Annotated in this window: 20 protein-coding genes and 1 pseudogene; 10 read left to right on the top strand and 11 right to left on the bottom strand. The window is 69.5% G+C overall.

Annotation, left to right across the window (positions count from 1 at the left end):
- The first annotated feature begins 11 nt into the window (after positions 1 to 11).
- The 3 genes from WJ16_RS24920 to WJ16_RS24910 all read left to right on the top strand — a co-directional run bounded on the left by WJ16_RS24920 (position 12) and on the right by WJ16_RS24910 (position 3,920).
- Positions 12 to 1,199 carry a porin gene (locus tag WJ16_RS24920; protein ID WP_069259712.1) on the top strand — a complete coding sequence of 396 codons (1,188 nt, stop codon included), beginning with the start codon at positions 12 to 14 and terminating at the stop codon, positions 1,197 to 1,199.
- Positions 1,200 to 1,528: 329 nt separating this feature from the next.
- Positions 1,529 to 3,550: a BCCT family transporter gene (locus tag WJ16_RS24915; RefSeq protein WP_069259711.1), complete on the top strand. Its 2,022-nt coding sequence runs from the start codon at positions 1,529 to 1,531 to the stop codon at positions 3,548 to 3,550.
- 58 nt (positions 3,551 to 3,608) lie between these two features.
- Positions 3,609 to 3,920, top strand: coding sequence for a hypothetical protein (locus WJ16_RS24910; RefSeq protein WP_069259710.1), 312 nt, complete (start codon positions 3,609 to 3,611; stop codon positions 3,918 to 3,920).
- Positions 3,921 to 4,002: 82 nt separating this feature from the next.
- On the opposite strand, the gene WJ16_RS24905 is transcribed toward WJ16_RS24910, so the two are convergent.
- Positions 4,003 to 4,851, bottom strand: coding sequence for a class I SAM-dependent methyltransferase (locus tag WJ16_RS24905; protein WP_069259709.1), 849 nt, complete (start codon positions 4,849 to 4,851; stop codon positions 4,003 to 4,005).
- 198 nt (positions 4,852 to 5,049) lie between these two features.
- Here WJ16_RS24905 and WJ16_RS24900 point away from each other — a divergent pair, with 198 nt between their 5' ends.
- The 3 genes from WJ16_RS24900 (at position 5,050) to WJ16_RS24890 (ending at position 8,295) form a co-directional block, all read left to right on the top strand.
- The gene (locus WJ16_RS24900; protein WP_069259708.1) at positions 5,050 to 6,450 is read left to right on the top strand and encodes a metallophosphoesterase; all 1,401 of its coding nucleotides are present in this window, start codon (positions 5,050 to 5,052) and stop codon (positions 6,448 to 6,450) included.
- 134 nt (positions 6,451 to 6,584) lie between these two features.
- Positions 6,585 to 7,922 carry a cytochrome-c peroxidase gene (locus WJ16_RS24895; RefSeq protein WP_157126893.1) on the top strand — a complete coding sequence of 446 codons (1,338 nt, stop codon included), beginning with the start codon at positions 6,585 to 6,587 and terminating at the stop codon, positions 7,920 to 7,922.
- Positions 7,923 to 8,019: 97 nt separating this feature from the next.
- Positions 8,020 to 8,295, top strand: a complete 276-nt coding sequence (locus WJ16_RS24890) for a CppA family protein (RefSeq protein WP_069259706.1) — start codon at positions 8,020 to 8,022, stop codon at positions 8,293 to 8,295.
- An 81-nt stretch (positions 8,296 to 8,376) separates the two neighbouring features.
- Here the strand turns inward: WJ16_RS24890 and WJ16_RS35665 are convergent.
- The 6 genes and pseudogenes from WJ16_RS35665 to gtdA form a co-directional block, all read right to left on the bottom strand.
- Positions 8,377 to 8,659, bottom strand: a pseudogene (locus WJ16_RS35665) (hypothetical protein); the annotation flags it as partial.
- A 100-nt stretch (positions 8,660 to 8,759) separates the two neighbouring features.
- Positions 8,760 to 10,139 (bottom strand): MFS transporter, encoded by a 1,380-nt coding sequence (locus tag WJ16_RS24885; RefSeq protein ID WP_069259705.1) that lies wholly within the window; start codon positions 10,137 to 10,139, stop codon positions 8,760 to 8,762.
- Between the two features lie 80 nt (positions 10,140 to 10,219).
- Entirely contained in the window at positions 10,220 to 11,428 is a 1,209-nt protein-coding gene (locus WJ16_RS24880) for a 3-hydroxybenzoate 6-monooxygenase (protein WP_069259704.1), read from the bottom strand.
- 19 nt (positions 11,429 to 11,447) lie between these two features.
- Positions 11,448 to 12,089, bottom strand: coding sequence for a maleylacetoacetate isomerase (gene maiA, locus WJ16_RS24875; RefSeq protein ID WP_069259703.1), 642 nt, complete (start codon positions 12,087 to 12,089; stop codon positions 11,448 to 11,450).
- Between the two features lie 25 nt (positions 12,090 to 12,114).
- A complete protein-coding gene (locus tag WJ16_RS24870; RefSeq protein ID WP_069259702.1) occupies positions 12,115 to 12,813 on the bottom strand; it encodes a fumarylacetoacetate hydrolase family protein in 699 nt (232 codons plus the stop codon).
- An 89-nt stretch (positions 12,814 to 12,902) separates the two neighbouring features.
- Positions 12,903 to 13,946 (bottom strand): gentisate 1,2-dioxygenase, encoded by a 1,044-nt coding sequence (gene gtdA / locus WJ16_RS24865; protein WP_069259701.1) that lies wholly within the window; start codon positions 13,944 to 13,946, stop codon positions 12,903 to 12,905.
- A 161-nt stretch (positions 13,947 to 14,107) separates the two neighbouring features.
- On the opposite strand from gtdA, the gene WJ16_RS24860 reads away from it, so the two are divergent.
- Positions 14,108 to 15,052 (top strand): LysR substrate-binding domain-containing protein, encoded by a 945-nt coding sequence (locus tag WJ16_RS24860; RefSeq protein ID WP_069259700.1) that lies wholly within the window; start codon positions 14,108 to 14,110, stop codon positions 15,050 to 15,052.
- Positions 15,053 to 15,135: 83 nt separating this feature from the next.
- Here the strand turns inward: WJ16_RS24860 and WJ16_RS24855 are convergent, their stop codons facing one another.
- Genes WJ16_RS24855 through WJ16_RS24840 form a run of 4 tightly spaced genes read right to left on the bottom strand, consistent with a single transcriptional unit; the run spans position 15,136 to position 18,687 of the window.
- Entirely contained in the window at positions 15,136 to 16,404 is a 1,269-nt protein-coding gene (locus tag WJ16_RS24855) for an NAD(P)/FAD-dependent oxidoreductase (RefSeq protein ID WP_069259699.1), read from the bottom strand.
- A complete protein-coding gene (locus WJ16_RS24850; protein ID WP_069259698.1) occupies positions 16,401 to 16,634 on the bottom strand; it encodes a 2Fe-2S iron-sulfur cluster-binding protein in 234 nt (77 codons plus the stop codon). The genes WJ16_RS24855 and WJ16_RS24850 overlap by 4 nt, the downstream gene beginning before the upstream one ends.
- Positions 16,631 to 17,758, bottom strand: a complete 1,128-nt coding sequence (locus tag WJ16_RS24845; protein ID WP_069259697.1) for an NAD(P)/FAD-dependent oxidoreductase — start codon at positions 17,756 to 17,758, stop codon at positions 16,631 to 16,633. The genes WJ16_RS24850 and WJ16_RS24845 overlap by 4 nt, the downstream gene beginning before the upstream one ends.
- Positions 17,755 to 18,687 (bottom strand): 4-hydroxyproline epimerase, encoded by a 933-nt coding sequence (locus tag WJ16_RS24840; RefSeq protein ID WP_069261121.1) that lies wholly within the window; start codon positions 18,685 to 18,687, stop codon positions 17,755 to 17,757. The genes WJ16_RS24845 and WJ16_RS24840 overlap by 4 nt, the downstream gene beginning before the upstream one ends.
- A gap of 1 nt (position 18,688) precedes the next feature.
- Here WJ16_RS24840 and WJ16_RS35025 point away from each other — a divergent pair, with 1 nt between their 5' ends.
- From WJ16_RS35025 to WJ16_RS24830, 3 genes are all read left to right on the top strand, one after another.
- Positions 18,689 to 18,862: a hypothetical protein gene (locus tag WJ16_RS35025; protein WP_157126858.1), complete on the top strand. Its 174-nt coding sequence runs from the start codon at positions 18,689 to 18,691 to the stop codon at positions 18,860 to 18,862.
- Positions 18,863 to 18,937: 75 nt separating this feature from the next.
- Positions 18,938 to 19,858: a dihydrodipicolinate synthase family protein gene (locus WJ16_RS24835; RefSeq protein WP_069259696.1), complete on the top strand. Its 921-nt coding sequence runs from the start codon at positions 18,938 to 18,940 to the stop codon at positions 19,856 to 19,858.
- Positions 19,859 to 20,088: 230 nt separating this feature from the next.
- Positions 20,089 to 21,714 (top strand): APC family permease, encoded by a 1,626-nt coding sequence (locus tag WJ16_RS24830; RefSeq protein WP_069259695.1) that lies wholly within the window; start codon positions 20,089 to 20,091, stop codon positions 21,712 to 21,714.
- The last annotated feature ends 9 nt before the right edge of the window (positions 21,715 to 21,723 follow it).

Genomic DNA, 21,723 nt, shown 5'->3' with positions numbered 1-21,723 from the left:
GAGATTCGACGATGAAAGCACCCGTCAACCGTTATGCAATCCTGATTTTATCGGCCGCGTCGCTCGGCACGACCGCCGCTCACGCGCAGAGCAGCGTGACGCTGTACGGCGTCGTCGACGATTCGCTCGCGTACGTGAACAACCAGCAGGGCCACTCGAACCTCTACCTGCGCGACGGCAACCTGTATGCGTCGAAGTTCGGGCTGCGCGGCGACGAGGATCTCGGCGGCGGCACGCATGCGATCTTCGACCTGCAGGCCGGCTTCAACCTGAACAACGGCGCGCAGGCCGCCGCCGGCACGATCTTCAATCGCCAGGCGTTCGTCGGCCTGCGCAACGATCGCTACGGCACGATGACGGCCGGCCGCCAGTACACGCCCTACTTCCTGTTCGTCGGCCCGTATGCGTCGAGCAGCTGGCTGACCGGCGCGACCGGCGCGCATCCGGGCGACATCGACGGCCTCGACACGACGATCCGCGTGAACAATTCGGTAACCTATACGTCGCCGACCGTCGGCGGGATGACGGCCAGCGCGATGTACGCATTCGGCGGCATTGCCGGCGCGACCGGCAAGGGCAACACGTTCAGCGCCGCGCTGCGTTACGCGAACGGGCCGGTCGGCGTCGCGGCCGGCTACCTGCGCATCAACAGCTCGGGCTCGTCGGCCGGCTTCCAGAATCCGGCGACCGCCGCGTCGGGCAGCTTCGCGGTATCCGTGCTGAACCAGGGCTACCTGAGCGCGAAAGCCGTCGAGCAGGTCGCGGCGGCCGGCAACTACACGCTCGGCAACCTGACGATGGGCATCAACTATTCGAACGTGAAGTACCTGCCCGGCAACGGCTCCGCGTTCACGGACACGGCCGTGTTCAATACCTACGGCGCACTCGCCGCCTACCGCTTCACGCCGGCGTTCTCGGTGGCCGGCGCATTCGCGTACACGCTCGCGTCGAGGGCGAACGGCGTCGACAGCGCGGCCCGCTACCAGCAGTATTCGCTGAAGGAGTCGTACAGCCTGTCGAAGCGCACGACGCTCTATGCGCTGCAGGCGTACACGCATTCGAGTGGCCGCACGCTCGGCGCGCAAGGCGCCGGCCACATCGTCGACGCGGCACCGATCGTCGGCGATTCGCAGCAGCTCACGCCGTCGACGACGCACGGCCAGTTCGTCGGCATGGCCGGCATCGCCGTCACGTTCTGAACACCTTCTGAACCATCGCGGCAGCGCCTTCCGCGCGCTGCCCCCCGCCGGACGACACGCGATTCGTGCACTGCGCGCACGTCGCGCGGGTCGTCCGGGTATCCGAACCGCGTCCGTCGCGCGGCATACGCCGCTCGCCGTCAACCCGCCGCGCGGGTTTTCTCGATCCCCCCAATGCCTTACAATTCGTCAGGTTTCTCCTTCTGCATGCCCCCTTCTTGCAGTTCCGACACCGCGGTACACTCGACGCACGCCGTATCAGGGTCCGACACGCGACGTGCGTGCCGGGCGGCGTCGCGCCTCGTTGCGCCCACAACCGGATGCCCACCATGACAGATTCCCGCCCCTCGCCCCGCACGACCTTCAAGCCGCAGGTCGTCCTGCCCGCGCTTGCGGTCATCGGTGCGCTGCTGGTCGTGTGCGCGCTGCTCCCGAGCGAAGCCGGCGCGCTGTTCTCCGCCGGCCAGCAATGGGTCATCGCGCGCTTCGACTGGTTCTACGTGCTCGCCGTCACCGGTTTCCTCGTGTTTCTCGTGCTGATCGCCGCGAGCGATTTCGGCAACATCCGGCTCGGCCCCGACGATGCCGAACCCGAATTCAGCTTCGTGTCGTGGACGGCGATGCTGTTCGCGGCCGGCATGGGCATCGGCCTCATGTACTTCGGCGTCGGCGAGCCGATGCAGCATTTCCTGAAGCCGCCCACCGTCGACCCCGGCACGCCCGCCGCCGCGCGCGAGGCGATGCTGATGACCTTCTTCCACTGGGGCTTCCACGCGTGGGCGATCTACGGGCTGATGGGGCTCGTGCTCGCGTATTTCGGCTTCCGCTACAACCTGCCGCTGACGCTGCGCTCCGGGCTGTATCCGGTGCTGCGCGAACGCATCAACGGCTGGATTGGCCACACGGTCGACGCGTTCGCGCTGGTCGGCACGGTCGCCGGCATCGCGACGACGCTCGGCTACGGCGTGATGCAGCTGAGCGCGGGCCTGCATACCGTCGCCGGCTGGGATACCGGCAGCAACGTGTTCCGCATCGGGCTCGTCGCGGTCGTCGTGATCCTCGCGGGCGTATCGGCCGCGACCGGCCTCGACAAGGGCGTGCGGCGGCTGTCCGAGCTGAACCTGCTGCTCGCGTTCCTGCTGCTCGCGTTTGTGGTGGTCGCCGGCCCGACCGCCTTCCTGCTGCGCGCGCTCGGCGACAACATCGGCCAGTACCTGTCGAGCCTCGTCGACCTGTCGTTCCGCACGTACGCGTATGCACCGCCGCGCGAGGAAGGCTGGTTCGGCGGCTGGACGATCCTCTACTGGGCATGGTGGGTATCGTGGTCGCCGTTCGTCGGCATGTTCATCGCGCGCATCTCGCGCGGCCGCACGATCCGCCAGTTCGTGATCGGCGTGCTGCTCGTGCCGACCGCGTTCAATCTCGTGTGGATGACCGTGTTCGGCAACAGCGCGATCTGGCTCGATACGCACGGCGCGGCCGGCGCGCTCGCGCAGACGGCCACCAACGTCGACGCGCTGCTGTTCCGCTTCTTCGATTTCCTGCCGCTGCCGCAACTGCTGTCGATCGTCGCGATCGTGCTGATCGCGGTGTTCTTCGTCACGTCCGCCGATTCGGGCGCGTTCGTGATCGACCAGATCGCGACGCGCGGTAACGCGCACTCGCCCGTCTGGCAACGGCTGTTCTGGGCCGCGCTGCTCGGCGTGACGGCCGCGGTGCTGCTCGTCGCGGGCGGCCTCGGCGCGTTGCAGGCGATGACGCTGATCGCCGCGCTGCCGGTCGCGATCATCATGATCGCGCTCTGCTACGGGCTGTGGCGCGGGCTCGCGGCCGACCGCGTGCACTATTCGCAGGACCTCGCGCCCGCCGCGAGCTTCTGGACCGGCCAGCACTGGCGCCATCGCCTCACGCACATTCTTCGGCAGACGACCGAAACCGAAGCGCGCCAGTTCATCGCCGAGACGGTCGAGCCCGCGTTGCGCAAGGTCGCCGACGAGCTGCGTACGAGCGGCGTCGATGCGAACGTGCAGCGCGACAGCGACGATGCCGTGCGCCTCATCGTGCCGACCGCCGATCATCGCGACTTCGTGTACGGCGTGCGCGTGACGGCGAAATCCGCGGCCGCGTTCCTCGTGCGCGAGGCGGCCGAGCCGGAAGCGGAACGGGCCCACGTGTACGGGATCGTCACGTTCTTCGAGGACGGGCGGCTCGGCTACGACGTCGAATACCTGCGCGGCGACGAAGTGATCGCCGACGTGCTGCGCCAGTACGAACGCTACGTGTCGCTCGCGGCCGACAAGCGCACGCATCTGCTGAGCCGCGCGCCGGGGCACGCGACGGAAGCCGAATGAACCCGTGTGTCGCCTTAAACGCGCCGGGGCCGGTCGCCCTGGCCGACGGAGCCGCACGATGACCGGGCTCCTGCAAAGTCGCGCGTCCGATGTCATCGCGCTCGGCACGCTTGCGGTGCTCTACTTCGGCGGAATCGGCATCGCACTGTGGCGCATCCGTGCCGCGGCGCCGCGCGGCAAGGTCTACTGGATCGTCTGCGCGGCGCTGCTCGCCGGCGGCGCCGTCGCAATGAGCATCAACCTGTCGCCGGTGCCGAACAGCGGCGAAATGCCGCCCGGGTTCGCGCTCGGCGTCGAGGCCGTCCTGCTCGGTCTCGCGATGGTCGCCGGCGGTTGCGCGTGGCTGATGCTGCGCGCGCGGCGGCGCTGACGCGCGTCCGTTGCGCGGCCCGGCTTCGTCCCGCGCGAACAACGATGCACTGGCCACCCTTTCCGCTTCCTGACCGCGCCTGTCATGCGGACGGCGCGCGCGCCGTCACGAGCCAGCAACCCGCGTCGAAGCGTACATCCGCGCCGTCGACGTAAGGCTCGAACGCGGCGCGCATCGCGTCGACCACGCGCCGCCGTGTGGCGTCGTCCACCTCCAGCAACGCAAGCCCGACCGGGCCGAGTCGCGTGATGTAGTCGTCCAGCGCGGACTCCGGTAACGCACACGGCAGATCGACCGGCTCGATCGTGATGTCTGCCCAGCCGCTATCCGACAGCACCGACGCGATCCGCCGCCGGTCGCCGAACGCGAACTGCCCCGGCGCACCGGGGCGCCGCGCAGGCAGGTTCGGCAGCAACGGCGCGGCGGCCTGCTCGGCGACCGTCATGAACGGATTGTCGGGCGCACCGCGCCACGCGACGAACCGCATCCGCGCATTCGGCCGCGCCGTATCCCGCAGATTCGCGAACGCCCGCACCGGATCGTCGAAGAACATCACGCCGAAGCGCGACACGATCAGGTCGACGCTCGCGGGCTCGAACACGTGCGTCTGCGCATCGGCGCACACGAAGCGGGCATGTGTGCCGCTGCGCTCGGCGCGCGCCTGCGCGACATCGATCATCGGCGCCGAGATATCGATGCCCGTGCATCGCGCGTGCGCACCGAGCCGCCGCGCGATCGCAAGCGTGACCGCGCCCGTTCCGCAGCCGACGTCGAGCACGCTGCGCGCGCCCGACGTGGCCGCCGCCTCCACGATCAAACGCGCCAGCGGTTCGAACATCCGGTCGATCGTCGCCTGCGTATCGACCCACGCGCGCCCGGACGGGCCATTCCACAGCGCGGATTGCGTTTCGTTGGGCCGGCTGGATTCCATCGCAATTCCCCTTCGGGTTCGTTGATCGCGCATCGCACTGTGCTGCTTCAAGCCGGCTTGAGGTCAAGCCCTCCGGCGACTACGGACCGCCGTCGCAATAGCGGCGCCCGGCCCGTGAACGCGCGCTCGTCGCCCCGTTTTTTCACATTTCTTACATTCTCGCTGCGTATCGTTGACGACTTTCCTACGGTGCCTCCCATGCGACGACTCCTCACGCGCGCGCTGCTCGTGCGCGGCGCTCCCCTTGTTGCCCTCGCCGCGCTGTCCGCGTGCTCGAACCACATCGATTCGCCGGCCGATCCGGCGAGTGCGTCGGTCAACGTCCAGGCCGCATGGGTCGAGATCGGCGACACGAACCAGGCGATCGCGCGCGTCATCACGAACTACACGCCCGCGTCGGCCGCCGATCCGCTGTGCCCGCAACTGAGCGTCGACGGCAAGCTGTCGCGCATGTCGCTGCGCGCGGGCGCCGCAACCGTCGCCCAGCGGCCGACCGCAAGCGACCCGGCCGATTCGAAACCGTCGAGCTTCCCGGTGTCCGTCTGCGAGGCGACGCTGCCGGCGGGCGCGCTGGCGGCGAGCGTCGCGGGCCGCACGTTGCCGCTGCCGAAGGCGCAGCCGCAACGCATCGCGATCATCGCCGACACCGGCTGCCGGATGAAGAAGGCCGACAACGCATGGCAGGCGTGCAACGACGCGACGGTGTGGCCGCTCGACACGATCGCGGCCAGCGTCGCGAAGCTGTCGCCCGATCTGGTGATGCACATCGGCGACTACCACTATCGCGAGAACGCCTGCCCGCCGGACATCGCCGGCTGCAAGGACAGCCCGTGGGGCTACGGCTGGGATACGTGGCAGGCCGACCTGTTCCGCCCGGCCGCGCCGCTGCTCGCGAAGGCGCCGTGGGTCGTCGTGCGCGGCAACCACGAGGAATGCGCGCGCGCGGGCCAGGGCTGGTTCCGCTTCCTCGATCCGCGCCCGTATTCGGCCGCGCGTTCGTGCGACGATCCGGCCAACGACAACAACGCGAACTATTCGGAACCCTATGCGGTGTCGCTCGGCGGCGGCTCGCAGGTGATCGTGTTCGACACCGCGAAGGTCGGCCGCACGCCGCTCAAGACGACCGACGCGCAATTCGGCATCTACCAGAAGCAGTTCCAGACGGTGGCCGCGCTCGCGTCGAAAGCCGGCATGACGACGACGATCTTCACGAACCATCATCCGATCCTCGCGTTCGCGCCGATCGCGGGCAGCACGCCCGCGCCGGGCAACGTCGCGCTGCACGGGCACGTGCACGACTTCCAGGCGATCAACTTCTCGTCCGGGCATCCGGCGACGATCGTGTCCGGCAACGGCGGCGACAACCTCGACGTCGCGCTGCCCGATCCGTTCCCGGCCGGCCTGACGCCCGCACCGGGCGCGGTGATCGAGCGGCTGTCGCACAACAACAGCTTCGGCTTCCTGATCATGGAACGTCGCGCGGCCCCGGCGACGGGCTGGGTGTTCCATGCGTATTCGGCCGCCGGCAAGCTGCTCGCGTCGTGCAACCAGTCGGGCACGACGCTCGCTTGCGACAAGACGGGGTTCATCGCGCCGTGAGTGACGATGTCAGGCTGGGCAGCGGTTTGACGGGCGCGGCGGGCCGGCGCGCGACGATGGCGGACATCCGTCGGCATGCGGGTTCGGTTCCGGCCGCGGGCTCCGCTGCCGCGCGCGGCGGGCGCAAGGTCCGCATGCTCGCGGCCGCGACGCTCGCCGGCCTTGCGCTCGCGGCCCACGCCGCGCCGGCCGAAACGGTCCTGCTGCCCGGCGCACCGCCGTCGCGGGTCGTCGACACGATCGGCAAAGGCACCCCGCAGGTGACGGCCAAGATCGATGCGGCGACCGCGCGCTTCGCGCCCGACCCGACGCTCGTCGCGCTCGGCCGCCGGATCTTCTTCGATGCGCGCCTGTCCGAGCCGCGCGGCATGTCGTGCGCGGGCTGCCACGATCCGGGCCGCGCGTTCGCGCCGACGCTGTCGGCCGCGTCGCTCGCGGGGCCCGGCGTGCCGGAGGGCAGCCGGCCCGGGCACTTCAGCCGGCGCAACGCACCGTCGCTGCTCTATGTGCGCTACGTGCCGCGCCGCCACTTCTATCAGGACGACGACGCGCCCGCGCCGTCGCCGTTCGGCGGCCTGTTCGGCGACGGCCGCGCGGATACGCTCGCCGAGCAGATCCGCGGGCCGCTGTTCGATCCGGACGAGATGAACAACCGGTCGCCGGCCGCGCTGCTGCGCAAGGTCGGCGCAACCGAACTCGCGCCCGATCTTGCCGCACGCTTCGGTGCGTCGGTGCGGCGCGATCCCGAGCAACTGGTGCGTGCGCTGGGTGCGGCCGTCGAAGCCTACCTGCAGAGCGACGAGATGGCGCCGTTCACGTCGCGCTTCGACGCGTTCCTGCGCACGCGCAAGCCGCTCGCGCCGGCCGAGATGCGCGGCCTCGCGCTGTTCCGGAATCCGGACAAGGGCAACTGCATGACCTGCCACACGCTGTCGGACACGTCGAGCCGCCCGGAGCGCTCGCTGTTCACCGACTTCGGCTACGACGCGATCGCGGTGCCGCGCAACCGCGCGCTGCCGGCGAACCGCGATCCGCGCCATTTCGACAACGGACTGTGCGACACCGCGCGACGGCTGCGCTGGCCCGAGCCGACACAATGGTGCGGCTACCTGCGCACGCCGGGGCTGCGCAACGTCGCGCTCAAGCAGTCCTTCATGCACAACGGCGTGTTCACGACGCTGCGCGATGCGGTCGCGTTCTACAACACGCGCTCGACCGACCCGGGCTTCTGGTATCACGGGGCCAGAACGTTCGACGACGTGCCGGCCGCGTACCGCGGCAACATCAACGTCAATTCGACGCCGATGAACCGCCGGCCCGGTACGCCGCCCGCGCTGACCGACGCGGAAATCGACGACATCGTCGCGTTCCTCGGCACGCTGACCGACGCGCGCTATGCGGGAGCCGCCGCCCCCACGGCCCGCGCCGCGCCTGCCGCCCGGATCGCGCGGACCGCCGCGCCGGCCCGCTGACCCTGGCCGAACGGCCAATCGCGTGCGTGCCCGCTTGCGGTCGCCGCAAACACTGGTTATATTTACAGTACTGTATTTATGAACAGTGAGGTGCGAGATGGAACATCTGGTCCGTATCGTCAACGACGCCGATCGCCAAGTGCTGGCATGGCTGCGCGCCCAGGTCGGCGATGCCCGCGTCGAGCGCGCGGCGCGCCAGCTCGGGCACACGCGCAAGCCGTTTCCGTCGGCCGTGTGCCGCTATCTGGGCATGAGCGCGCCGGCCACGCTGCGTCAGGCCGAGCGGCCCCGCGCCGCGCGCGATTTCTCGGTCGGCGATCGTTATCTGTCGCTGATCCGCCAGCACCTCGCCACGCACTCGGTCGGCCGATGAAATGGCGGCGGCTGGCCGAGCCGGCGGCCCGGATTGCCGGCGGGCTCGCGTATTCGCAAGCCCGGCCGGCCGCCACCGCGCTTACCAGGCCGCCGTGGCTCCCCGCGCGAGGCGCCCGAGCGTTTCGAACGCCGCTTCGTGCGCCGCATCGAACCCGCGCGTGCAAGCGAGCCGGATGGAGCCGTCGAAGCGGTCGGAATTCGAGAAGATCGAACCGGGAGCGATCCTGACGCCACGTGTCGGCTGTGCGCGAACTTCAGCATCCGAACTTCAGCATCTTCACGCGCGCATGCCGGCGCCCGACGCTCGTCCAGCCGAGCCGCGTCCCGGGCGCCAGCACGTTGTTGAACGACGGCCAGTAGACGTGAACACGCCTGATACGGCGAATCGACGCGTCACGGACGAACGTCAGGCGGCCCCCGCATCGTCCACCGAAGATCTGGCGCGATCCGGTTTTTCCGTGCTCATGCGGATCGGCCAATCTCGACCGCCTCGACCGCCGCAGCCTGCGCGGCAGGCCTGCGCGCCGCCTCGGCACGCACCACGCCGAGCGCCAGCACCGCGATGCCCGCGATCACGCACGGCGCCGCAACGATGGCGAACGCGGTCGGCAACGGCACGCCCATCGCCAGCATCGCGCCGCCCGCCATCGATCCGACGACCGAGCCGCCCCGTCCGATCCCGTTCGCCCAACTCACGCCGGTGGTGCGGCACTCGGTCGGATAGAACGCGGCGGACAGCGCATTGGCACCGACCTGCGAGCCCGACACGCAGAAGCCGGCCGCGAACACGGCGAGCGCGGCGCCCCACGGCGACGCGGCAAACACGCCGATCGCCGCGACGAATCCGCCGGCCGCCGCATAGCTGCAGGCCAGTACGCGATGCGGGTCGAAGCGGTCCATCAGCGCGCCGAGGACGATCGCGCCGAGCGTGCCGCCGACCTGGAACATCGCGGTCACGCGCGCGGCCGTCTGCAGCGTCGCGCCGGTCGTACGCAGCAGCGTCGGCAACCAGCTCGACAGCAGGTAGATGACGAGCAGGCTCATGAAGAACGTGAGCCACAGCAGCAGCGTGCCGCGCAGCAGATCGGCGCCGAACAGGCGCCCAAGCGGCGACCCGGCCGGCTTGCCGGCGGGCGCGATGAACGTCGCGTTCGCAAGATGCGGATCGGGCGCGATGCGACCCAGCATCGCCGCGATCCGCGCGGAAGGTGCGCGCCGATTGACGAGATAGCGCACCGATTCCGGCAGCCGCCATGCGAGCAGCGGCAGAAGCAGCAGCGGCGCGGCGCCGCCGACGACGAGCACCGCGCGCCAGCCGTGGTGCTCGATCAGCGACGCGGCCGCCAGCCCGCCGAGTGCGGAGCCGATCGTGAAGCCGCAGAACATCGTCGTCACCAGCAGCGAACGGCGCCGCGCCGGGCAGTATTCGGACGTCAGCGTGATCGCATTCGGCATCGCGCCGCCGAGCCCGAGCCCGGTCACGAAGCGCCACGCGATCAGCTCGGTCAGTCCGCCTGCGCTCGCCGACGCGGCGCTCGCGATGCCGAAGCACGCGACGCACGCGAGCAGCAGGCGCTTGCGGCCGAACCGGTCGCCGAACGGCCCGAACACGAGCGCACCGGCCATCAGCCCGGCGAGCCCCGCGCCGAACACCGGCGCGAGCCGCGCGGGCGACAGGCCCCATTCCGCGCGGATGACGGGGGCGATGAACCCGATCGACGCGGTATCGAACCCGTCGATCGCGACGATCAGAAAGCACAGGACGACGATCGCGGCCTGAAACGGCGCCACGCGATGCCGGTCGATCCATTCGCTGACGTCGACGGACAGCGTATCGGCCATGATGGTGTCTCCTCCAGGAAGGCAGGCGCGCGTCGTGTCGTTGAAATGCGCGCCGCCGGAATCGGGCTGACAGTGCCGCGTCAAGCGGGCAGCTTCAGGCAATCCTGCGCACGCCAGCCGTGCAGCCAGTCGAGCGCGTCGTAGAACTGCGCCTGCGTGCGACCGACCCAGAGCCCGTTGCGGACCTGCCGCTCGACGCCTTTCGCGTGATAGATCCGCCCCATCTCGCGCGCCGAATACAGCACGCGCGCGGTGCGCGGAATCCGCACGCGTTCGTACAGCGCAAACGCGGCCTCGAAGTCGCCGTCGGTCTGCGCGACGGCCGCGCCGAGCGTCACCGCATCCTCGAGCGCCTGGCACGCGCCCTGTGCGATGTATTGCGTCATCGGGTGCGCAGCGTCGCCGAGCACCGTCGCGCGGCCCGCGCTCCAGCGTTCGACCGGGTCGCGGTCGGCGGTCGCCCAGCGCTTCCACGACGTCGGCCGGTCGAGCATCTGCTTCGGCAGCGGATGGATGCCGTCGAAGTACGACAGCACCTCCTCCTTGCTTCCGTCGCGCACGCCCCAGGTTTCCTGCTCGCGGCTGTGGAACGTGACGACGAGGTTGTACTGCCGCCCGCCGCGCAGCGGATAGTGGACGAGATGGCAATGCGGGCCGGCCCATACGACCGGCGCATTGATCTGCAAATCCCGCGGCATGTTCTCGACGTCGACCACCGCCCGATACACGACGTGGCCCGTCACGCGATGCGCATCGCCGGTCAGCGCCTGACGGATCGCGGATTTCACGCCGTCGCAGCCGATCACCGCGTCGCCACGGTAGCGTTCGCCGTGCTGGTCGATCACGATCACGCCGTTGCCGTCCTGCTCGAAGCTGCACACCTGCGTGCTCGTGCGGAATTCGATCAGCGGATGATCCTTGACCGCTTCGTAGATCGACAGGTGAATGTCCGCGCGATGAATCACCGCATACGGATTGCCGAAACGCTCGCGGTACGCGGCACCCGTATCGATGCGCGCAACTTCGCGCGCATCGATCGCGTCCATCAACTGCAGCCGGTCGGTGAACACCGCCCGGCTGCGCGCGGCCTCGCCGACGCCCAGCGCGTCGAGCGCGTTGAACGCATTCGCCGCGAGCTGGATCCCCGCGCCGATCTCGCCGATCTGGCCCGCCTGTTCGAGCAGCTTCACGCGAATGCCCTGGCGCGCGAGCGCGAGCGCCGTCGCGAGCCCGCCGATGCCACCGCCGATCACCAGCACGCGCCGGCCGTTGTCTTTTGTCTCGCTCATGTCTGTCTCCTGCTTCGTGTTACGCGACGTAATCCGGCTGCCGCCGCGGCTGTGCCGCGTCGAACGCGGGCTCGTGCCGCGCGTGTTCGAACACCGCGAGGCTGCGCGGATACGCGCTCAGGTCGCAATCCATCCGCAATGCGTTCGCGACCTGCGGCACGAGGCACACGTCGGCGAGCGTCGGCGTGTCGCCGAAGCACCACGGGCCCTGGTCCGCGCGCGCGAGCAGCCGCTCGACGCCGGCCATTCCTTCGGCGATCCAGTGCCGGTACCAGGCGGTCTTTTGCTGCGGCGTCACGTTCAGTTCGCTGTCGAGATAGCGCAGCACGCGCAGGTTGTTGACCGGATGGATGTCGCATGCGATCAGCGATGCGAGCTCCAGCACGCGCGCGCGACGCGGTAACTCGAGCGGGATCAGTCGAGGCGTCGGCTGGAGCTGGTCGAGGTAATCGACGATCGCGAGCGACTGGCCGAGGCCGAAATCGCCGTCGACCAGCGCCGGCACCGCGGCCGACGGGTTCACGTTAGCGACGTAGGCCGCCTCGCGATGCTCGCCGGTGCGGATGTTCACCGGCAGCGTGTCGTACGGCAGCCCTTTCAGCGCGAGCGCGATGCGCACCCGGTAGGACGTCGAACTGTTGAAGAAGCTATGCAGTTGCACGATGTGACCTTTCGGGGAAGATGCGTCAGACCACGCGCACGGTCAGTTCGCCGAGGCGCTCGACACCGACCCTCATCACGTCGCCCGCGACCACCGCGCCGACACCTTCGGGCGTGCCCGTGAAGATCACGTCGCCCGGTTCGAGGCGGAAAAACTTCGACAGGTCGGCCACCGTCTCCGCAACCGACCAGATCAGGTGCGACACGTCGCTCTTCTGCTTCGTCGCGTCGTTGACGGTCAGCCACAGGCCGCCCTGCTCGAAATGACCGACCTCGCTCGCCGGATGCACGGGACCGATCGGCGCCGAACGGTCGAACGCCTTGCCGATTTCCCACGGCCGGCCCATTTCGCGCATCTTCATCTGCAGGTCCCGGCGCGTCATGTCGAGGCCGACCGCGTAGCCCCACACGTGTTCGAGCGCGCGCTCGAGCGGAATGTCGGCGCCGCCCTTGCCGATCACCGCGACGAGTTCCGCTTCGTAGTGATAGTTCTGCGTCTGCGACGGATACGCGAGTTCGAGCGTTTCGCCGTAGGCGACCGGCACGATCGAATCGGCCGGCTTGCAGAAGAAGAACGGCGGCTCGCGATCGGGATCGAAGCCCATTTCGCGCGCATGGGCTGCGTAGTTGCGGCCGACGCAATAGACGCGGCGCACCGCGAATCGGGCATCGCTGCCGGCGACGGGCAGCGCCACGGGCGCTTCGGGCGGGAAAACGAAAGTCATGAACGGCTCCAGCGTAAATACGGATGAAGGGAGGCGCGCCGCCGCGGCGGCGCATGAAAACGGATCGTCGAAATCGTCGGCGTCGGGCGTCAGTCGCGCGCTTCGCGCAGCAAATTCAGCGCGGCCAGCACGGGCCGGTCGGAATAGCTGAACAGCACGCTGTCGGACGACGCCGACAGCCGCACGGGCGCCCACGACGGCGCGACGAAGATGTCGTGCGGCTCGAATGCGAACGCGCTGCCGCCGATGTGCGCGGTGCCGCCGCCTTCGACGACGCAATAGACCGTCGCATCGGTGCTGCGATACGTGCGGCCGTCGAAACCGGCGGGCAGGAACTGCATGAAGGTGGCGATCGTCGGCATCGGCCAGCCGCCCGTCGCGGGGTTCACGTAGCGCAACTTCACGCCGTCCCACGCGTCGAGTTCGCCGTTCCGGTACAGCGCGTCGAGCGCGTCGCGGGTGCGCGCATACGGATAGCTGAATACCGGCGACGTCGGATCGCTCGCGCGATGCCGCACCGGCGCCATGTTGTGGCCGAAGCGCGCGAAGCTGTCGCCTTCCTGGCGATTCACCGGCTGCACGGCTTGCGGGTAGTTCTCCGCGAAGCCCGCGTCGAGGTGCGCGAGCAGCGGGATGTCGAGCCCGTCGAGCCACACCACCGGCTCGCCGCCCTCGTCTTCCGACGGATTCCCGTGGTCGTGCCATGCCCACGACGGCGTGATGATGAAGTCGCCCGGATGCATCGTCGTGCGCTCGCCGTTCACGGCCGTCCACGCGCCGCGCCCTTCGACGATGAAGCGCAGCGCCGATTGCGTATGCCGGTGGCTCGGCGCGATCTCGCCCGGCAGAATCAGCTGCAGCCCCGCGTACAGCGTCGGCGTCATGCTCGACTTGCCGGGCAGCCCCGGGTTCTCCAGCACCAGCACGCGGCGCACGGCCTCTTCGGCGCTGATCACGCTGCCGGCCTGCATCACGAGGTCGCGCACCTGCGCGTACTTCCAGATCGCGGCCTGCGCGGCCGGCTGCGGCGATTTCGGCACGAGGGTGTGCAGCGATTCCCACAACGGCGCGAGGCGCTGCTCGGCGATCCGTGCGTAGTAGGCGGCGCGCGACGCGTCCGGACAGGTCGTCATGATGTCTCCTTGAGTCGGCCGATCGGCGTCGGCGCTATGTCGGGGCGGGGACCGTTGCGGTCCGTGAATGCATTTATATTCGACGCAGCCATACCCGGTAAAATGGTCAAATCATCTGATCCATATCATTATGGATATACCAACTTGCGACGAGGCATGCGATGGACTGGACCCACCGGCTGCGACTGCGGCATCTGCAGGTACTGTTGAGCGTCGCCGGCACCGGCAACCTGAGCCAGTCGGCGGTGGCGCTCGCGACCACGCAGCCCGCGCTGTCGAAGTGGCTGAAGGAGCTGGAAGAGGATGTCGGGCTGCCGTTGTTCGAGCGGCATGCGCGCGGCCTGCGCCCGACGCCCTACGGCGAAGCGCTGATCGAGCACGCGCGCCGCGTCGAAGCGCAGCTCGACGTCGCGCGCGACGACATGGCCGCGCTGCGCGAAGGCGGCAGCGGCCTCGTGACGATCGGCACGTCGGGCGTCGCGGCGGCCGATACGGTGCCGCTCGCGGTGTCGCAACTGCTGAAACGGATGCCGCGTGCACAGGTGCGGCTCACCGAAAGCACGATGAACCAGTTGATGCCGCAGCTCGCGCGCAGCGAACTGGATATCGTCGTCGGCCGCTCGGGCTCGACGTCGGTCGATCCGCTGCTGCGCGCCGAAGCGCTGTACGTCGACCCGGTCGTGTTCGTCGCGCGGCCCGGCCATGCGCTCGCCGGCGCGGCGTCGGTCGGCTGGGACGACGTGCTCGCCTATTCGTGGATCGTGTGGCCGGCGGGCACGCCCGTGCACAATGCGCTGGAAGCCGCGCTGACGGCCGCCGGCCGCGTGCGGCCGCCGCACTGCGTCGAATCCAATTCGTCGATCCTGAACCTCACGCTGCTGAACAACACCGACCTGCTCGGCGTCGCGTCACATCGTGCCGCGCAGCGCTTCGCGCAACTGAACGCGATCCGGATTCTGCCGATGCAGCTCGAAGGCCAGGGCGCGGTGTCGATGTACTGGCACCCCGACAGCGCGCATCGCGCGGCCGTGGCCGCGACGATCGAGTGTCTGCGCGCGTGCGCGGCGCCGCAGGTGGGCGGTTGGGAGAAAGTGAAGGTGGAATGAACGGCGCGGCCCGATGTCAATGGGGCCACGTTGCCACGTTGCCACGTTGCCACGTTGCCACGTTGCCGCGTTGCCGCGATGGCTCACGCGCCGTCGCAGGAAGCCGTGCCGTCCAGCATCAGCGTGCCGACCCGTGCGGGCACGAGCGGCGTCCGCGGCACCGGCGGCGTCCAGCCGAACAGCGCCTGCGCGGCCGCGCCGCACACCCTGCCCTGGCACGCCCCCATCCCGCAGCGCGACTGCAACTTCGCGGCCGTCCAGCCCGGCTCCCCCGCGACGGCATCGAAACGCACATCCTCGCAGCGGCACAGCAGCGTGTCGGGCCGCGCAAGCCGGCGAACCGGCTCGCGGATCGCGAAACGCTCGCGCACGGCATCCGCGAACGCCTGCCAGTGCGCGCGCCGCGCGACGAGCTCGGCCAGCGGCGCCGTCTGCCCGGTCGCCGCATAGCCTGCGATTTCACCCTCGACCATCGCCAGTTCGCTGCCGCCGACGCCCGTACACTCGCCCGCCGCGAAAACCCCGTCGCGGCTCGTGCGCTGGTGCGCGTCGACCGCCACCGCGCCATTCTCGATCCGGCAACCGAGATGACTCGGCAGCACGGTGTTCGGCACGAGGCCGAAGCCGCACGCGAGCCGGTCGCAGTCGACTTCGAACTCGCGGTCGCCCTGGCGAATCCGCACGCGTTCGAGCCGCGTGTGGCCGAACGCCTCGACGACGTGCGCATCGGGCCGATAAACGGCCGTGACGAGCTTCGCGGCCTGCGCGAGCTTCGACGGCCAGCGCCACAACCCCGCGCCGAAACCGGCCACGTCGCCCCACGCAGCCTGTTCGAGTACGTGCAGCACGCGCGCGCCGGACTCACGCGCCGTCGCCGCGCTCGCCAGCAGCAGCGGCCCGCTGCCCGCGATCACCGTCCGCTGCCCGCGCACGTCGAGGCCGTACTTGATCAGCGCCTGCAAGCCGCCTGCGCCGGTGACGCCCGGCAGCGTCCAGCCCGGAAACGGCAGCAGCAGTTCGCGTGCGCCGCAGCACACGATCAGCGTGCGGAAATCGAGCAGCCGACCGCGCTCGTCGTCCTCGAGCAGCAGCGTGCCCGGCTGCGTTTCGGCGACGATGCGCGTCGCCGCGAGGTGCGTGACGTTCAGCTGCCGCAACACGGCGAGCCGCTCGGCGGCGGCCGATGCCGGTGCGGCCGTTGCGTGTTGCCGCCAGATCTGGCCGCCCGCACGCGGGTTGTCGTCGACGATCGCAACCGTCGCGCCGTTGCGCGCGGCGGCCCGCGCGGCCGACAGCCCGGCCGGGCCCGCGCCGACGATCGCGACGTCGACGCTCAGTCGTTCCTGTTTCATCGCGTGCGCTCCACCTGCATCCCGTCTCGGCACAGCGTCTGGCACGCCAGCCGGCGCCGGCCGTCGATCGTCATTCGGCACTCCTGGCAGATGCCCATTCCGCAAAACGGCGCACGCGCCCTGCCGGTGCACGACACGCGGGTCGTATCGTCGCCGCTCGCCGCGACCGCGGCCGCGACGGTCGCGCCGTCGGCCACCGTCAGCGCACGGCCGTCCAGATGAATGATCATGTCAGCGCTCCGGCTACGGGGGACGCGCTCAGGAAGCGTCCCGGCAAATACGGTTCGATATCGATGGGCGGCCGCTCGCCGTCCATCAGCGCGGCGACGATCCGCGCGCTGCCCGGCGCGGTCGTCACGCCAAGCCCTTCGTGCCCGACCGCGAGCCACACGCCCGGCCGCGCCGGGTGCTCGCCGAGCAGCGGCAGCCCGTCGGGGCTCGCGCAACGGAATCCTGTCCATGCGCGGATGCCGTTCAGGTCGGCGAGATCCGGCAGATAGCCGACCGCGCGGCGCAGCATGCGCGCGAGCACGGGCGGCTCGACTCGCGCGTCTTCTGTGTCGAACTGGCGCGACGAGCCGATCAGCAACTGGCCGGTCGGCCGCGGCTGCACGTTGAACGCGACCGACGTGCCGTCGCTCGCATGCGCGCTCGCCGCATAGCCCAGCTCGACGAGCTGGTGCGACACGTGGCCCGGATAGCGGTCGGTGATCAGCAGATGGCCCTTTTTCGGGCGCAGCGGCAGTTCGGGCAGAAGCGTGCGCGCCGCAACGCCATTCGCGACGACCACCCGCTCCGCGTGCAGCGTGTCGCCGCTCGCGAGCGCGACGCTCGGGCCGTCGACCGCGACGGCGCGGTCGCGCCGCAACGTGAGGCGCGGCGCGCGCTGCAGCAGCCAGTTCGCGGTGACGGGCGCATAGAGGATCGCATCGCCGGGGATCTTCAGCGCCCCGCCGAGGCCCGCACGCAGCATCGGCTCCCGTTGCGCGAGCGCGGCCGCGTCGATCAGCTCGCCCGCCACGCCGTGCGCGGCCAGCGCCGCCTGCTTCGCACGCGCGAGATCCATCTCGTGCGCATCGGCGGCAAGCCACAAGGTGCCGCAGTTGCGATACGCGCAGCCTTCGGGCATCTCGCCGCTCAACGCGCGCCACAGTTCGATCGAGTAACGGCTCAGCGCGAGTTCCGCCGCGTTGTCGTCCATCGCGACGAGGTGCCCCATGCCCGCGCCGGTCGCGCCGCCGCTCGCGTCGTCGACGACGAGCACACGCAGCCCGCGCTGCGCGAGTTCGTGCGCGCACGCGGCGCCGACGATGCCGGCGCCGATCACGACGACGTCGGTCTTCGTTTCGCTCACGACCCGATGCCCCAGCCGAACGGATCGTCTTCCTCGATCAGCAGCGTCGCTTCCGCGCTCAGGTGCGCGCTGCCGCGAATCGTCGGCACGATGCCGCCGTCGGTGGCTTCGTAGCTCGCCTGGAACACGCTGCCGATCACGCTCGCCTGCCGCCATACGGCGCCCGGCGCGAGCTTGCCGTCGGCCGCGAGACACGCGAGCTTCGCGCTCGTGCCGGTGCCGCACGGCGAACGGTCGTACGCGAGGCCCGGGCATAGCACGAAACTGCGGCTGTCGTGTTCGGGATCGTCGGCGAACAGCTCGATATGGTCGATCTCGCCGCCGTTCGCGCCGGTGATGCCCGCGCGTTCGAGCCCTGCGCGCACGGCCGACGCGTACGCGGTGAGCGCCGCGACGTTGTCGCCGGCGACGCGCTGCCCGTGGTCGCTGATCAGGAAGAACCAGTTGCCGCCCCACGCGATGTCGCCGGTCACGGGGCCGTATCCCGGCACGTCGAGCGCGACGCCCTTCGCGTGGCGATACGCGGGCACGTTGCGCACGCTGACCGACAGGTCGTCGTGCAGCGTCGCCTCGACGGTGCCGACGGGCGTTTCGATCAGATGAATGCCGGGCGCGATGCGCCCCATGTGATGCAGCGTGCGCACGACGCCGATCGTGCCGTGCCCGCACATCCCGAGATAGCCGCTATTGTTGAAGAAGATCACACCGGCCGCCGCTTCGGGCGACACGGGTTCGCACAGCAGCGCGCCGACCAGCACGTCGCTGCCGCGCGGCTCCAGGATGCAGGCGGTGCGGTAGCGGTCGTACTCGCGCGCGAGCACGTCGCGGCGCTCGGCCATCGTGCCGCTGCCGAGCGCGGGGAAACCGGACACGACGAGCCGAGTGGGTTCGCCGCCCGTGTGCGAATCGATGATCTGGATGCGCTTCATCATGAGCCGTCCGAAGTGGGGAAAGGAGCACAGCTTCCTCCGTCGCGCGTCCGCCCGCTTGTGGCTTTTCGATGAGGACGACGACGAAATCGGCATAGTGCGACGCGCCGTTGCCGCGCCGTCCGGCCGCTGTGCCGATTTCGTCATTTTGCTCCGCGATACGACTCAAGCGTGATCGGCATCGGCGCAGCGATACTGGTTGCACACCGACACCTGTCGGCCGACCGATACAAACACGTAGGAGATTGAAGTGAGCCGAAACGCCATTCAGTGGACCGGGGTCTTCCCGGCCGTCAGCACCCAGTTCAAGCCGGACTTTTCCCTCGACATCGACGCCACGCACCGCGTGGTGAAGAACCTGGTGAACGACGGCGTGTCGGGCCTCGTGGTCTGCGGCACGGTCGGCGAAAACACGTCGCTGTCGACGAGCGAGAAGCTCCAGGTGATCGAAGCCGCACGCGACGCGGCCGGCGGCAAGATTCCGGTGATCGCCGGCATCGCCGAATTCACGACCGAATTCGCGCGCAACACGGTGCGTGAAGCGCAGCGCGTCGGCGTTGACGGCGTGATGGTGATGCCCGCGCTGGTCTACTCGGCAAAACCGCACGAAACCGCCGCGCACTTTCGCGCGGTCGCGACGAGCACCGACCTGCCGGTGATGGTCTACAACAACCCGCCGATCTACAAGAACGACGTGACGCCCGACGTGCTGATCGCGCTGCAGGATTGCGAAAACATCGTCTGCTTCAAGGATTCGTCGGGCGATACGCGCCGCTTCATCGACCTGCGCAACGCGGTCGGCGATCGCTTCGTGCTGTTCGCGGGCCTCGACGACGTCGTGGTCGAGAGCATCGCCGTCGGCGCCGAAGGCTGGGTGTCGGGCATGTCGAACGCGTTCCCGAAGGAAGGCGAAACGCTGTTCCGCCTCGCGAAGCAGAAGCGCTTCGACGAAGCGCTCGCGCTGTATCGCTGGTTCATGCCGCTGCTGCACCTCGACGCACGCCCCGACCTCGTGCAGTGCATCAAGCTGTGCGAAGAACTGGTCGGCCGCGGCAGCGCGGTCACGCGTCCGCCGCGCCTCGCGCTGCAGGGCGACACGCTCGCGGAAGTGAAGGCGATCGTCGCGAAGGCGCTCGAAACGCGCCCGACGCTGCCCGACGTCGGTCTCTGACCGACGCCCCCCGCGGCGGCGTGCAGGCGAGCCCTGCGCGCCGCCGTCCCAGGTCCGGCATGGCCCGCGGGCCGTTCGCACCGGCGCCAAGCCCGCGCCGCGCGTGAACGCCCCGCCGCCCGCCCCGGTCGTTCGAACCGGGCGACGCCGGCCGGCAGGCTCGCGCCGCTGCTCCGTCGGAGCGCGGCGCTCCTCGAGCCTGTGCCGATATTCCGTCAGGAGACACGCCCATGCCAGGCCAAGGCAATGCTCACCCGTCTGTCCCGCTTTCCCGTTCCGCGCACCCCGACGCGGGTCACGGCAAGTTCAAGAAACAGCTGTCGCTGACCGACCTCACGTTCATCGGTCTCGGCGCCATTTTCGGTTCGGGGTGGCTGTTCGCCGCGAGTCACGTGTCGACGATCGCGGGCCCGGCCGGCATCTTCTCGTGGCTGCTCGGCGGCTTCGCGGTGCTGCTGCTCGGCATCGTCTACTGCGAACTCGGCGCCGCGCTGCCGCGCGCCGGCGGTGTGGTTCGCTACCCGGTGTTCTCGCACGGCCCGCTGCTCGGCTACCTGATGGGCTTTATCACGCTGATCGCCTTTTCGAGCCTGATCGCGATCGAAGTCGTCGCCGCGCGCCAGTATGCGGCCGCGTGGTTTCCGGGCCTGACGGCCGCAGGATCGAGCGATCCGACCACGCTCGGCTGGCTCGTGCAGGCCGCGCTGCTCTGCTTCTTCTTTTACCTAAACTATTCGAGCGTGAAGACATTCGCGAAGGCGAACAACGTCATCAGCATCTTCAAGTTCATCGTGCCGCTGTCGGTGATCGCGGTGCTGTTCACGTTCTTCAAGCCGGCGAACCTCACGTTGCACGGCTTCGCGCCGTTCGGGATGCCGGGCATCGAGATGGCCGTGTCCGCGGGCGGCATCATCTTCGCGTATCTCGGGCTCACGCCGATCGTGTCGGTCGCGAGCGAGGTGCGCAATCCGCAACGCACGATCCCGATCGCGCTGATCCTGTCGATCCTGCTGTCGACGCTGATCTACGTGCTGCTGCAGCTCGCGTTCATCGGCAGCATCCCCACCGGCATGCTCGCCGCCGGCTGGCACGACGTGAGCAAGGCGTTCTCGCTGCCGTACCGCGACATCGCGCTCGCACTCGGCGTCGGCTGGCTCGCGGTGATGGTCGTCGCCGACGCGATGATCTCGCCGAGCGGCTGCGGCAACATCTACATGAACGCGACGCCGCGCGTCGTCTACGGCTGGGCGAAGACGGGCACGTTCTTCAAGGTGTTCACGCGCGTCGACGAAGCGTCGGGCATCCCGCGCGCGGGCCTGTGGCTCACGTTCGGCCTCGCGATCTTCTGGACGCTGCCGTTCCCGTCGTGGGAAGCGCTGATCAACATCGTGTCGGCCGCGCTGGTGCTGAGCTATGCGGTCGCACCGGTTTCCGTCGCCGCGCTGCGCCGCACCGCGCCCGACCTGCCGCGGCCGTTCCGCGCGAGCGCGTTCGGCATCACCGGGCCCGCGTCGTTCGTGATCGCCGCGCTGATCGTCTACTGGTCGGGCTGGAGCACAGTGTCCTGGCTGCTCGGGCTGCAGATCGTGATGTTCGTCATTTATCTTGCATGCCGCCGCTGGGTGCCGACCGCGCACCTGAGTCTCGCCGAGCAGGTGCGCTCGTCCGCGTGGCTGATCGCGTTCTATGCCGCGATGATCGCGCTGTCGTATCTCGGCGGCTTCGGCGGCACGGGCCGGCTGGCGCATCCGTACGACACGGTCGTCGTCGCGGCCGTCGCGCTCGTCATCTACTACTGGGGCGCGAATACCGGCGTGCGCACCGACAAGCTGCAACTCGACGACGACGAAGACTGACGCGCCCGC

Source organism: Burkholderia metallica (assembly GCF_001718555.1).
GTDB lineage: Bacteria > Pseudomonadota > Gammaproteobacteria > Burkholderiales > Burkholderiaceae > Burkholderia > Burkholderia metallica.
The sequence above is the reverse complement of the archived record's forward strand: the minus strand, read 5'-3'. Positions and strand labels throughout refer to the sequence as shown.